At 52.7% G+C, this 13,147-nt stretch carries 13 protein-coding genes; all 13 read right to left on the bottom strand.

Annotated features, from left to right (window positions below):
- Nucleotides 1-186: 186 nt before the first annotated feature.
- The gene (glmU, locus tag PGH32_RS19470; RefSeq protein WP_314423841.1) at nucleotides 187-1,557 is read right to left on the bottom strand and encodes a bifunctional UDP-N-acetylglucosamine diphosphorylase/glucosamine-1-phosphate N-acetyltransferase GlmU; all 1,371 of its coding nucleotides are present in this window, start codon (nucleotides 1,555-1,557) and stop codon (nucleotides 187-189) included.
- A 167-nt stretch (nucleotides 1,558-1,724) separates the two neighbouring features.
- A complete protein-coding gene (locus tag PGH32_RS19465; RefSeq protein ID WP_105595290.1) occupies nucleotides 1,725-2,144 on the bottom strand; it encodes a F0F1 ATP synthase subunit epsilon in 420 nt (139 codons plus the stop codon).
- Between the two features lie 74 nt (nucleotides 2,145-2,218).
- Nucleotides 2,219-3,601, bottom strand: a complete 1,383-nt coding sequence (gene atpD / locus PGH32_RS19460) for a F0F1 ATP synthase subunit beta (RefSeq protein ID WP_314423833.1) — start codon at nucleotides 3,599-3,601, stop codon at nucleotides 2,219-2,221.
- Between the two features lie 63 nt (nucleotides 3,602-3,664).
- Nucleotides 3,665-4,534: a F0F1 ATP synthase subunit gamma gene (gene atpG / locus PGH32_RS19455; RefSeq protein WP_200545837.1), complete on the bottom strand. Its 870-nt coding sequence runs from the start codon at nucleotides 4,532-4,534 to the stop codon at nucleotides 3,665-3,667.
- A gap of 54 nt (nucleotides 4,535-4,588) precedes the next feature.
- Nucleotides 4,589-6,130: a F0F1 ATP synthase subunit alpha gene (gene atpA / locus PGH32_RS19450; RefSeq protein WP_314423828.1), complete on the bottom strand. Its 1,542-nt coding sequence runs from the start codon at nucleotides 6,128-6,130 to the stop codon at nucleotides 4,589-4,591.
- 14 nt (nucleotides 6,131-6,144) lie between these two features.
- The gene (gene atpH, locus PGH32_RS19445; RefSeq protein WP_314423825.1) at nucleotides 6,145-6,678 is read right to left on the bottom strand and encodes a F0F1 ATP synthase subunit delta; all 534 of its coding nucleotides are present in this window, start codon (nucleotides 6,676-6,678) and stop codon (nucleotides 6,145-6,147) included.
- 11 nt (nucleotides 6,679-6,689) lie between these two features.
- Nucleotides 6,690-7,160 carry a F0F1 ATP synthase subunit B gene (gene atpF / locus PGH32_RS19440; protein WP_123334652.1) on the bottom strand — a complete coding sequence of 157 codons (471 nt, stop codon included), beginning with the start codon at nucleotides 7,158-7,160 and terminating at the stop codon, nucleotides 6,690-6,692.
- Between the two features lie 97 nt (nucleotides 7,161-7,257).
- Nucleotides 7,258-7,497: a F0F1 ATP synthase subunit C gene (atpE, locus tag PGH32_RS19435; RefSeq protein WP_003849523.1), complete on the bottom strand. Its 240-nt coding sequence runs from the start codon at nucleotides 7,495-7,497 to the stop codon at nucleotides 7,258-7,260.
- Nucleotides 7,498-7,547: 50 nt separating this feature from the next.
- Entirely contained in the window at nucleotides 7,548-8,366 is an 819-nt protein-coding gene (gene atpB / locus PGH32_RS19430; RefSeq protein ID WP_337894885.1) for a F0F1 ATP synthase subunit A, read from the bottom strand.
- Between the two features lie 7 nt (nucleotides 8,367-8,373).
- On the bottom strand, nucleotides 8,374-8,754 hold the full coding sequence (gene atpI / locus PGH32_RS19425; protein ID WP_123334656.1) for a F0F1 ATP synthase subunit I: 381 nt from the start codon (nucleotides 8,752-8,754) through the stop codon (nucleotides 8,374-8,376).
- Between the two features lie 817 nt (nucleotides 8,755-9,571).
- On the bottom strand, nucleotides 9,572-10,192 hold the full coding sequence (gene rsmG, locus PGH32_RS19420; RefSeq protein WP_314423818.1) for a 16S rRNA (guanine(527)-N(7))-methyltransferase RsmG: 621 nt from the start codon (nucleotides 10,190-10,192) through the stop codon (nucleotides 9,572-9,574).
- A gap of 80 nt (nucleotides 10,193-10,272) precedes the next feature.
- Nucleotides 10,273-12,162, bottom strand: coding sequence for a tRNA uridine-5-carboxymethylaminomethyl(34) synthesis enzyme MnmG (gene mnmG, locus PGH32_RS19415; protein WP_314423817.1), 1,890 nt, complete (start codon nucleotides 12,160-12,162; stop codon nucleotides 10,273-10,275).
- A gap of 466 nt (nucleotides 12,163-12,628) precedes the next feature.
- Entirely contained in the window at nucleotides 12,629-13,069 is a 441-nt protein-coding gene (mioC, locus tag PGH32_RS19410) for an FMN-binding protein MioC (RefSeq protein ID WP_314423815.1), read from the bottom strand.
- Nucleotides 13,070-13,147 lie beyond the last annotated feature (78 nt).

Below are 13,147 nucleotides of genomic sequence, written 5' to 3'. Positions count from 1 at the left end.
ATTTTCCTGACTTAATGGCATTTCGTATGCCATCAGCGTTGTCTTCTGACCTGATTTTCCGGTTAAAACGCTAGATTGTTGCCGCGTATTTTCCGGTTCCCCGAGCCTTTGTAGAGAGTGGGGATTATTTTTATGTTTACTGCTTTTTATATCGGGCCGGATAATTGTCCCCAGCCCGTTGAAAGACTATTTTTTCTTAACGGGGCGCTGCCAGCTGGCGTTCAGCTGCTGCTCTTTACGATTGTAGACCAGCCCGGCGGCGGGCACGTCTTTCATGATCGTGGTTCCGGCGGCGATGGTGACACCATCGGCCACTTTCACCGGCGCGATAAGCTGGGTATCGGAACCGACAAACACATCATCACCGATGATGGTTTTCGATTTATTCACCCCGTCGTAATTACAGGTGATTGTACCTGCGCCAATATTAACGTTTGTACCAATCTCGGCATCGCCCAGATAGCTCAGATGGCCCGCCTTCGAGCCTTTACCGAGGCGCGCTTTTTTCATCTCAACAAAGTTACCGACGTGGGCACCTTCCGCCAGCTCGCTTCCCGGACGCAGGCGGGCAAACGGACCGACGGTACAGCCTTCCGCAAGCTGTGCATCTTCAATAACGGTATACGGACTGATAACGCTGTCGTCGGCTATCACGCTGTTTTTTATCACGCAGCCGCTGCCGATTTTGACGCGGTTGCCGAGGGTAACGTGGCCCTCAATAATCACATTGGTATCAATCACCACGTCACGGCCGTGCTCCAGCGTACCGCGCAGATCGAAGCGCGCCGGATCCAGCAGCATCACGCCCGCCAGCAGCAGCTTTTCAGCCTGCTCGGCCTGCCAGACGCGTTCCAGCGTGGCCAGCTGCAGGCGATTGTTTACGCCGTCGGTTTCGGTGGTGCGGGCAGGGTGTACCGCCTCGATATGGCGGCCTTCCTGATGGGCAAGGGCAATAATATCGGTGATGTAGTATTCACCCTGCGCATTGTTATTGGTCAGCTTGCCCAGCCAGCGCTTGAGGTCGGCACCGTTCGCCAGCAGGATGCCGGTGTTAATTTCATTAATCAGCAGCTGTTGCGGCGCGGCATCTTTTTGCTCAATGATGCCAACAACCTCACCGCCTTCACGGATGATGCGGCCGTAGCCTGTTGGGTTGTCGAGGATCACCGTCAGCAGGCCAATGCCGCCTTCGGGCTTCGCCGCCTGCAGGCGACGCAGGGTATCCACCGAGATCAGCGGCACGTCGCCGTACAGCATCAGAATATCTTCATCATCGGCAAAATGAGGTGCGGCCTGCTGCATCGCATGCCCGGTACCCAGCTGCTCGGCCTGGAGCACCCAGTTCAGCGAGGCGTCATTCAGCGTGCTCTTCAGCAGATCGCCTCCGTGGCCATAAACCAGATTAACCTGCTGCGCGTTTAACGCCTTTGCGGCATCGATAACGTGCTGAACCATCGGTTTTCCGGCCAGCAGGTGCAGCACTTTAGGCAGGTCGGAGTACATACGGGTTCCTTTGCCAGCGGCAAGGATCACCACGCTCATCGGACTGGTAGACATAGACATCCTGATTCGTGTTTTGATGAGGAAAGTAAAGCGGTTTAGCGTCAAGAATACTACATTTTTCTTGGCCCGAAATTAGCTTTCAGAACAGCGGAGATTTGAAACGACAGGCAAAAAAAATGCCAGTCAGTTTCCTGACTGGCATTCTGCAGCTTAAACCTGAGTTACATCGCTTTCTTGGTCAACTCAATGACGCGCAGCTTAGCAATGGCTTTCGCCAGTTCTGCCGACGCGATAGCGAAGTCAACATCGCCGTGAGAGCTGTTCATGTGCTCTTCGGCTTTGCGTTTCGCTTCCAGCGCGCGCGCTTCATCAAGGTCGGTACCACGGATCGCGGTGTCAGCCAGCACGGTAACCGCGCCAGGCTGCACTTCCAGCACGCCGCCGGAGAGGTAAATCACCTCTTCGTCACCGTGCTGCTTAACGATGCGAACCATACCAGGCTTAATGGCAGTCAGGAGCGGGGCGTGATTTGGGCGAATACCCAGCTCACCTTCGCTACCTGATACCTGGATGCTTTGTACCAGACCGGAGAACATTTGCAGTTCTGCGCTGACAACGTCCAGGTGAAAAGTCATAGCCATAATTAACCTCCTGAGAAACTAACCCGTCATACTTCAGGCTGCATTGCTGCAACCTGAATGACTAAGGGTAAAAATTACAGTTTCTTCGCTTTTTCCACGGCTTCTTCGATGGAACCTACCATGTAGAAAGCCTGCTCTGGCAGATGGTCGAACTCGCCTTCCATAATGCCTTTAAAGCCACGGATGGTATCTTTCAGCGACACGTATTTACCCGGAGAACCGGTGAATACTTCTGCCACGAAGAACGGCTGGGACAGGAAACGCTGCATCTTACGAGAGCGTGCTACCACCAGTTTGTCTTCTTCTGACAGTTCGTCCATACCCAGGATGGCGATGATGTCTTTCAGTTCCTGATAACGCTGCAGCAGTGACTGAACGCCACGCGCAGTGTCATAGTGTTCCTGACCAACAACCAGTGGATCCAGCTGACGGCTGGTAGAATCCAGTGGGTCAACCGCCGGGTAGATACCCAGGGAAGCGATCTGACGGCTCAGTACCACGGTTGCGTCAAGGTGCGCAAAGGTGGTGGCTGGTGATGGGTCAGTCAAGTCATCCGCAGGGACGTAAACGGCCTGTACGGAGGTGATTGAACCGGTCTTGGTAGAGGTGATACGTTCCTGCAGAACGCCCATCTCTTCCGCCAGCGTTGGCTGATAACCTACCGCAGAAGGCATACGACCCAGCAGTGCTGATACTTCAGTACCGGCCAGGGTATAACGGTAGATGTTATCGATGAACAGCAGTACGTCACGACCTTCGTCACGGAACTTCTCAGCCATGGTCAGGCCGGTCAGCGCAACGCGCAGACGGTTTCCTGGTGGCTCGTTCATCTGGCCATAAACCAGTGATACTTTGTCGATAACGTTGGAGTCGGTCATCTCGTGGTAGAAGTCGTTACCCTCACGAGTACGCTCGCCCACACCGGCAAATACGGAGAAACCTGAGTGCTCGGCCGCGATGTTACGGATAAGCTCCATCATGTTTACGGTTTTACCTACACCCGCACCACCGAACAGACCGACTTTACCGCCCTTAGCGAACGGACACATCAGGTCGATAACCTTGATACCGGTTTCCAGCAGCTCCTGAGAGTTTGACTGGTCTTCGTATGAAGGTGCCGCGCGGTGAATCGCCCAGCGCTCTTCTTCGCCGATATCGCCTTTCATATCGATTGGCTCACCCAGCACGTTCATGATACGGCCAAGTGTTGCAGTACCTACCGGTACTTCGATCGGGTGCTCAAGGTCAATGGTTTCCAGACCGCGCTTCAGGCCGTCTGAAGAACCCATAGCGATGGTACGAACCACGCCACCACCCAGCTGCTGCTGAACTTCCAGCACCAGACGAGCATCACCATTTTTAACCTCAAGGGCGCTGTACACTTGTGGTACTGCGTCCTGAGGGAATTCGACGTCAACTACGGCGCCGATTACCTGGACAATCTTTCCAGTAGCCATCTTGAATCCTCTACCTAATTCGTTTATACCCCGCCGGTTCAAAACGCAGCAGGGTATACCTGGTTAAACCGCGGAGGCCCCCGAGACGATCTCGGTAAGTTCCTGGGTGATGCTGGCCTGACGAGCCTTGTTGTATACCAACTGCAGCTCTTTGATCAGGTTTCCGCCGTTGTCGGTTGCGGCTTTCATCGCCACCATTCGCGCGGCCTGCTCGCTGGCCAGGTTTTCTACAACACCCTGGTAAACCTGAGATTCGACATAGCGACGCAGTAACGTGTCCAGCAGCGCTTTCGGATCCGGCTCATACAGATAGTCCCAGGTACTCTTCTTCACGACGCCTTCCGAATCATCGGCTGCAGGTAACGGCAGCAGCTGTTCGATCTGTGGAGACTGAGACATGGTGTTGATAAATTTGTTGCTGACAATAAACAGCTTGTCCAGACGGCCTTCATCGTATGCTTGCAGCATGACTTTGACCGGGCCAATCAGGTCGGAGAGGGCAGGTTTGTCGCCCATTCCGGTGACCTGAGCAACCACGTTGCCACCGACAGAACTGAAGAATGACAGGCCTTTAGAACCGATAATGGCGAGATCGCTCTCAACGCCTTTATCCGCCCAGCCTTTCATATCCGCCAGCAATCTTTTGAACAGGTTAATGTTCAAACCACCACAAAGCCCGCGGTCGGTAGATACGACCAGATAGCCAACGCGTTTTACGGCGCGCTCTTCCAGGTAAGGGTGCTTGTATTCCAGATTACCTAACGCAATGTGACCAATCACTTTGCGCATGGTTTCTGCATAAGGACGGCTGGCCGCCATGCGTTCTTGCGATTTACGCATTTTGGAGGCGGCGACCATTTCCATCGCTTTGGTGATCTTCTGCGTGTTTTGCACGCTGCCGATCTTACTACGTATCTCTTTTGCGCCGGCCATAAGCTTCTCCTCAAAGCCTTGCGGCCTGCCCCCTAAGGGACAAGCCGCCAGACATTACCAGGACTGGGTTGCTTTAAACGTCTCGAGGATGCCTTTCAGCTTCTCTTCGATTTCGCCGTTATAGTTACCAGTCTGGTTGATATCAGCCATCAGCTCAGCGTGATCGCGATCCGCGAAGGCCAGCAGTGCCGCTTCGAAGCTACCGATTTTCGCCAGTTCGACGTCATTCAGGAAGCCACGCTCGGCAGCAAACAGCACCAGACCCTGCTGCGCTACGGACATCGGCGCATACTGTTTCTGTTTCAGCAGCTCGGTCACTTTCTGACCGTGGCTCAGCTGTTTGCGGGTTGCTTCGTCCAGATCGGATGCGAACTGAGAGAACGCAGCCAGTTCACGATACTGTGCCAGAGCGGTACGGATACCACCGGACAGTTTCTTGATGATCTTGGTCTGCGCTGCACCACCAACACGAGAAACCGAGATACCCGGGTTAACCGCTGGACGAATACCAGAGTTAAACAGGTTGGTTTCCAGGAAGATCTGACCATCGGTAATCGAGATTACGTTGGTCGGTACGAACGCAGAAACGTCACCCGCCTGGGTTTCGATGATTGGCAGCGCGGTCAGAGAACCGGTTTTACCTTTCACTTCACCGTTGGTGAAACGCTCAACGTAGTCGGCGCTCACGCGGGAAGCACGCTCCAGCAGACGGGAGTGGAGGTAGAACACGTCGCCTGGGAATGCTTCACGGCCCGGTGGACGGCGCAGCAGCAGGGAAACCTGACGGTAAGCAACGGCCTGTTTAGACAGGTCATCGTATACGATCAGCGCGTCTTCACCACGGTCACGGAAGTATTCGCCCATCGCACAACCGGCGTATGGAGCCAGATACTGCAGCGCAGCAGATTCAGATGCGGTTGCAACCACAACGATGGTGTTAGCCAGCGCGTTGTGTTCTTCCAGCTTACGCACCACGTTAGCGATGGTAGAGGCTTTCTGACCGATAGCAACATAGACGCATTTGATGCCGGAATCGCGCTGGTTGATGATCGCATCGATCGCCATCGCGGTTTTACCGGTCTGACGGTCACCGATGATCAGCTCACGCTGGCCACGGCCGATTGGAATCATCGCATCGACAGATTTGTAACCGGTCTGTACAGGCTGGTCAACGGACTGACGATCGATAACGCCCGGTGCAATCACTTCGATCGGCGAGAAGCCGTCGTTGTCGATAGCGCCTTTACCGTCGATGGGTGCACCCAGGGTGTTCACCACGCGGCCCAGCAGGCCACGGCCTACCGGAACTTCCAGGATACGGCCGGTACACTTAACCTTCATGCCTTCGGCGAGGTCAGCGTACGGGCCCATCACTACGGCACCAACGGAGTCGCGCTCCAGGTTCAGTGCGATAGCGTAACGGTTACCCGGCAGGGCAATCATCTCACCCTGCATCACATCGGCCAGGCCGTTGACGCGGATGATACCGTCACTTACGGAAACAATAGTACCTTCGTTGTGAGCTTCGCTCACTACATTGAACTGAGCAATGCGCTGCTTGATCAGTTCGCTGATTTCGGTGGAATTCAGTTGCATATGCTCCAGTCCCCTTAAGACTGCAAGACGTCGGTAAGGCGCTCAAGACGGCCGCGTACGCTGCCATCAATGACCATATCACCCGCACGGATGATTACGCCTGCCATTACAGACTTATCAATTTTGCAATTCAGCTTAACTTTGCGTGACAGACGTTTTTCCATCGCTGCGCTGATTTTGGTCAGCTGCGCGTCACTCAATGTAGAAGAAGAGATAACTTCAACCTCGGCGGTCGCATCATGTGCGGCACGCAGTTGGATGAACTGATCCAGTACATCGGAAAGTGCTGGCAAACGTTTGTTTTCAGCCATAACCTTAATCAGGTTCTGGCCAGCTTCGTCGAGTTGGTCACCACAGATTGCGATGAAAGCGCCAGACAACGCTTCCGGCGCCAGAGCGCCGGAAAGAAGTTCTGATACCTGTTCATTGCCAGCCACTTCGGCGGCAAACGCCAGCATCTGCTGCCAGCGATCGACACTTTGATGCTCAACCGCAAAGTCAAAAGCGGCTTTAGCGTAGGGGCGAGCTACGGTAGTAAATTCAGACATCAGCCCCTCCCTTACAGTTCAGCGACCAGTTTATCTACGATGTCGCTGTTAGCAGCTTCATCCACGGAGCGTTCAATGATTTTCTCGGCGCCGGCAACAGCCAGCATCGCGACCTGCTTACGCAACTCTTCACGTGCACGTTTACGCTCGGCGTCGATTTCAGCCTGCGCCTGGGTGACGATCTTGTTACGTTCCTGTTCAGCCTCGGCTTTCGCTTCGTCCAGGATCTGTGCACGGCGTTTGTTCGCCTGCTCAATGATTACCTGAGCGTCATCTTTCGCTTTTTTCAGCTGATCGGTCGCATTAGCCTGCGCGAGATCCAAATCTTTTTTGGCACGTTCAGCGGAAGCAAGGCCTTCAGCAACTTCTTTCTGGCGCTTTTCGATAGCGGCCATCAGCGGCGGCCATACGTACTTCATGCAGAACAGGACAAACAGGATGAACGCGATGGCCTGGCCGAGGATTGTTGCATTAATGTTCACAGCACAATGCCTCTTATTAAGTTAACTTTTTCTGCCGCCTTTACAGCGGCAGAAGCCGTTTATCGCTGACCTGCGCCGGCGATAAACAATCGGTTATTTACGCGACAGCAAACATCACGTACAGACCCAGACCAACGGCGATCATTGGGATTGCATCCACCAGACCCATTACAACAAAGAACTGCGTACGCAGCAGAGGAATCAGATCCGGCTGGCGCGCGGCGCCTTCCAGGAATTTACCTCCGAGGATGCCGATACCGATCGCAGCACCGATTGCCGCCAGGCCCATCATCACAGCGGCAGCCATGTACAGCAGATCCATATTCAGGTTTTCCATGACAGTCTCCAGTTTGTTTCAGTTAAAACGCAGTAGTGTTGAGAAAAAAATCAGTGTTCTTCAGATGCCATCGACAGATAGACAATCGTTAAGACCATGAAAATGAAAGCTTGCAGCGAAATGATCAGGATGTGGAAAATGGCCCAAGGCACATTCAGAATCCACTGTGACCACCACGGCAGCAGGCCGGCAATCAGGATAAAAATCAATTCACCCGCGTACATGTTTCCGAACAGTCGCAGACCCAGAGAAACAGGCTTGGACAGCAGGCTCACACCTTCCAGAATCAGGTTGATCGGAATAAATACGGGGTGGTTGAAGGGTTGCAGTGTCAGCTCTTTAGTAAAGCCGCCAATGCCTTTCATCTTGATGCTGTAGAACAGAATCAAAATAAATACACCAAGCGCCATCGACAGCGTAACGTTCACGTCTGCGGAAGGCACCACACGCAATGCTGGCAGCCCAAAGACATGTTCACCAATGTATGGCAACAGATCGATTGGCAGCAGATCCATGAAGTTCATCAGGAATACCCAGACGAAAATCGTCAGGGCCAGCGGAGCGATAAGTTTGCTTTTGCCGTGGTACATATCGCGTACGTTGTCGTCAACGAAGCCAACAACTAACTCGATAGCGGCCTGTAACTTGCCCGGTACACCACTGGTTGCTGACTTCGCGACTTTGCGAAACAGCACCAGGAACACCAGTCCCAGCACCACAGAGAAAAACATGGAGTCGATATTTAATAACCAGAACGTCGCCGGAGCGTCGTGCGGATTCACTAGCTCGAAGGTACGCAGGTCCAGCTGAAGGTTATTCAGATGGTGGCCTATGTATTCTTGCGGCGTAGAGATTTCTCCTGCAGCCATGATGCCCTTACCCTTTGTTGTTGATTACAGCCGGCGCGACGATTTGCACAATCAGCACCGATAACCAGGCCAGTCCCAGCGGCGTAAACACCGCCTTAAACACACCCAGCGCCACGATTAGCATGAGAATAGTAACGACCACTTTCAGCGCCTCGCCGAAGACGAACGTCCAGGCAAGCCGACCTGTTACTTCATGTCCCGCCTGGTGGCGCCAGGCAAAAATCATAAACAACATGTTTGGCAGCCAGGCTGCCAGTCCACCTAACAGAGCGGACACGCCCCAGGTCAAATCTTTAAGGGCAAACAGCGCACCGATTAAGACGAATGTCACCAGCTGTAACATCAGCACGGTTCGGGCAAATTTCACTCTGTAAAGGGACACTGACATGACGCTGAAACTCTCCTGCCCCGCTCGGGCTATGTCGCGTGTCGTATAAAACTGCCTTTACTCATTTGAGTCAAGCAGCAAAAAACGTGCAAATTATACGGGGCGCACCTGTGATTTCAATGGATAAGTAGAGAAAAGGTGAACAATTATTTAAAATTCTTTCCAGCGGCCTATTTTCCGAAACAAATGACTTCCGCCTGACTCGTCCATTTTTCTGTAATACAGGGGCTATTTTGCTCATAAAGCGTGCGGAAGATCACAAATTAGTAATATCATTCAGATTATAGAAGCAAGATTGATGCTAACAATTATTACATCAGTGAAAAATAACACTTAAACATCAATATCTTACATTAACTCTATTACTAAAACAGTCCATTATCTTGATTAAAACCGCTTATTGACATCGCCAGCAAATATTTAACAACTTCAAAGCCATTACTCACGCGAATTTATTAAGAAGATATATTTTCTGGCGTGACTATTCTCTATCTAAAATGCCATGGCAAAGGTGATCGTTGTGATAATAAAATGTGAATAGGACGTTAAATGTAAACGAAGTTGTCAGTGCGTTTCAGCGTTCTGATTTAACCCTATGCTAACAGCTCCGTCCAGGCCGATTGCTCTTAAAAAAAAGATAAAAAGACGATCGATTAAAATGCAGCAACGTGCGTATTACCTTAAATGCACGAAAAAATCTCACAAATTCAAGGGTTATTGACTGATGATACCCTGAAATTTGTCCCCTCAACAGGGTAAAAATGGCGAAAAAAAAACCGCAAACCTGGAAAAGTGGCGGTTTTTTCCATTTAAAACGTTATTTTTTTGTCCCAATGACCACCAGATGGCGCTCGCCTTCAAGTTCAGGAACGGCAAGAGCAACGACTTTCTCAACGACAAGTTCCGCCGGCAGGGTCGCGATTTCATCCTGTGGGAGAAGACCCTTCAGGGCGTAAAATCGGCCCTGAGAGCCCGGCAGATGGTGACACCAGCTGACCATATCGTTCAGCGAGGCAAATGCGCGACTTATCACGCCGTCAAACGGCGGCTCAGCAGGAAACTCTTCAACGCGGCTTTGTACCGGAGTAATGTTCTCCAGTTTTAGCTCATGCTGGACCTGCCGCAGAAAACGTACGCGTTTACCCAGGCTGTCCAGCAGCGTGAAGTGTGCCTGAGGACGAACGATGGCCAGCGGCACGCCGGGAAGCCCCGGTCCGGTACCCACATCAATAAAACGCTGACCTTCCAGATGCGGCTCCACCACGATACTGTCGAGGATATGGCGCACCAGCATTTGTTCAGGGTCGCGTACGGAGGTCAGGTTGTAGGCCTTGTTCCACTTATGCAGCATATCCACGTAGCCAATAAGCTGCTGTTTTTGCAGATCGGTCAGGGAAATGCTGGCGCTCTTAAGCAGGGCGGTCAGTTTGTTAATCACAGGCGATGGTCCAGAAAATGAAGTAAGACGACAGCAGAAATGCCGGCCAGGAGCGGATCCAATCCGCCCTGGCCCGAGCCTTATGCGCTTTTGCGCAGCAGTCCCTGCTTTTTAAGGTAAATAAGCAAAATGGAGATTGCCGCAGGCGTAACGCCGGAAATACGTGAAGCCTGGCCTATCGATCCCGGTTTGTGATCGTTGAGCTTGGCGATCACTTCGTTTGAAAGACCGCTGACCTGGCGATAATCCAGTTCTACCGGCAGCAGGGTATTTTCGTTACGCTGCTGTCTGTCGATCTCTTCCTGCTGGCGCGCAATGTAGCCTTCGTATTTAACCTGAATCTCGACCTGCTCAGCGGCCTGCTCATCGCTCAGCGCCGGCGCGAAAGTGCTCAGCGTCATCAGCTGTTTGTAGGTCATTTCTGGACGACGCAGCAGATCTTCACCGCTGGCCTCTTTGGTCAGTGGTGCACTGATAACCGTGTTGATCTCGTCAACGGTCGCGGATTTCGGGTGAACCCAGATATCACGCAGGCGCTGACGTTCCAGTTCAATGCGCTCCAGTTTTTCATTAAAGCGCGCCCAGCGGGCGTCATCGACCAGCCCCAGCTCGCGGCCGGCAGCGGTCAGGCGAAGATCGGCGTTATCTTCACGCAGCATCAGACGATATTCCGCCCGTGAGGTGAACATGCGGTACGGTTCTTTGGTACCCAGCGTGCAGAGATCGTCGACCAGTACGCCAAGATAAGCCTGATCGCGGCGCGGCGCCCAGCTCTCTTTATCCGCAGAGAAACGACCGGCATTCAGCCCGGCCAGCAGTCCCTGGGCGGCGGCTTCTTCATAGCCGGTGGTGCCGTTGATCTGCCCTGCGAAGAACAGACCCTGAATATATTTACTTTCCAGCGACGGTTTTAGATCGCGCGGGTCGAAGAAATCGTACTCGATGGCATAGCCAGGACGAACGATTTTGGCATTTTCCATCCCCTGCATGGAACGGACGATCTGCATCTGCACATCAAACGGCAGGCTGGTGGAGATACCGTTAGGGTAAACTTCGTTGCTGGTCAGCCCTTCCGGTTCAAGGAAGATCTGGTGCGCATTACGATCGGCAAAGCGCATAACCTTGTCTTCGATCGACGGGCAGTAACGAGGCCCGATCCCTTCGATGATCCCGGCATACATCGGGCTGCGATCCAGGTTATTACGGATCACGTCATGGGTTTTTTCATTGGTGTAGGTGATATAGCACGGCACCTGCTGCGGATGCTGAGCCACATTGCCCATGAACGAGAACACCGGCATCGGGGTATCACCGTGCTGCGTTGCCAGTACTGAAAAATCTATCGTGCGGGCATCGATACGCGGCGGCGTACCGGTTTTCAACCGGTTAACGCGCAGCGGCAGTTCACGCAGGCGGCGTGCCAGCGGAATGGATGGCGGATCGCCGGCACGGCCACCGCTGTAGTTATCCAGTCCGATATGGATCTTGCCATCCAGGAACGTACCGACGGTCAGCACCACGGCTTTAGCGCGGAACTTCAGGCCCATCTGGGTCACAGCGCCAACAACCCGATCGTTTTCCACAATCAGATCCTCAACCGCCTGCTGGAAGATCATCAGATTCGGCTGGTTTTCCAGCGCGGTACGTACTGCCTGACGATACAACACACGATCCGCCTGAGCGCGGGTTGCCCTGACGGCTGGCCCTTTGCTGGCGTTTAGTATCCTGAACTGAATACCGGCCTGGTCAATGGCATGAGCCATCAGCCCACCCAGTGCATCCACTTCTTTAACCAGATGTCCTTTCCCGATCCCCCCGATAGCTGGATTGCAGGACATCTGCCCGAGCGTATCGATATTGTGGGTTAATAACAGGGTTTGTTGACCCATACGGGCAGCTGCCATTGCAGCTTCGGTTCCCGCATGACCACCACCGATTACGATGACGTCAAAAGGATCTGGATAAAACATGGTACTGCACCTCGCGGTTTGTGCGATTAGGGGGCTATTGCCTGGGGTGTGAATTCTACTCAACTTTAGACGACGGGGAAAGCGGCGGGATCTTCACGTATTAAAAAGAAGATCTTTTTTATTTAAAGATCTCTTTATTAGATCTTCTATTAGGATCGCCAGTTTCTGTGGATAAGCGCGTTTTGCTGATAAGGATCAACCGATTAAGAAGGATCATTAGCTGTGGATGATCGGTGATCCCGATCCGTATAAGCTGGGATCTAAATCACGACTTATTCACAGGTCCCGGTAAGGTATAAAGTTGTTCTTTGGATAACAACCGGTTATTACCGCGTTTTAAGCTTAGTTATCCACAGATGAATGCTGAAAAATCAGGCGAAAAAGCACATAATTTACAAAACTCTGGGGCAGAAACGTGTCGATCGGGCGGATCCGCAGGGCGATCTCAGCCCGATCGGGGAGGTATTCAGATCGAATCTTTCCAGGTTTCCACCCACACGCCGGCAGGATCCTCTGGGATTTCGTGCTCAAGGACATCGATTTTCAGGCAGTCACCGATGCGTTTAGCACCCAGCGAGGTCAGTAACGTCTCAAATTGATCGATAGCACCACAGAACAGATCGTATTCACGGTTACCAATGCCTACCGCGCCGTAGCGCAGATTGCTCAGATCCGGCTGCTGTTCCTTTATAGCGTCGAAGAACGGCTGAATATTTTCAGGCAGTTCACCGGCACCGTGCGTTGAGCACACCACCAGCCAGACCCCTTCAGGCTTTACTTCATCCAGTTCCGGACCGTACAGCGTTTCAGTGGTATAACCCGCCTCGTTCAGTTTCTCTGCCAGATGATCGGCAACGTATTCTGCGCTGCCTAAGGTGCTGCCACTGATTAAGGTAATGTCGGCCATGATGGGATCCCAGAGTCACAAAGGTGGGCATTGTACTCTGTGATCAGGCTGGGATCTACCTGTGGGTAAGTAGGGGTA

Source organism: Erwinia sp. SLM-02 (assembly GCF_037450285.1).
In the GTDB taxonomy this organism is placed as follows: domain Bacteria; phylum Pseudomonadota; class Gammaproteobacteria; order Enterobacterales; family Enterobacteriaceae; genus Erwinia.
Note: the sequence above shows the minus strand (reverse complement) of the source record. Positions and strands in the feature narration are given on the sequence as shown.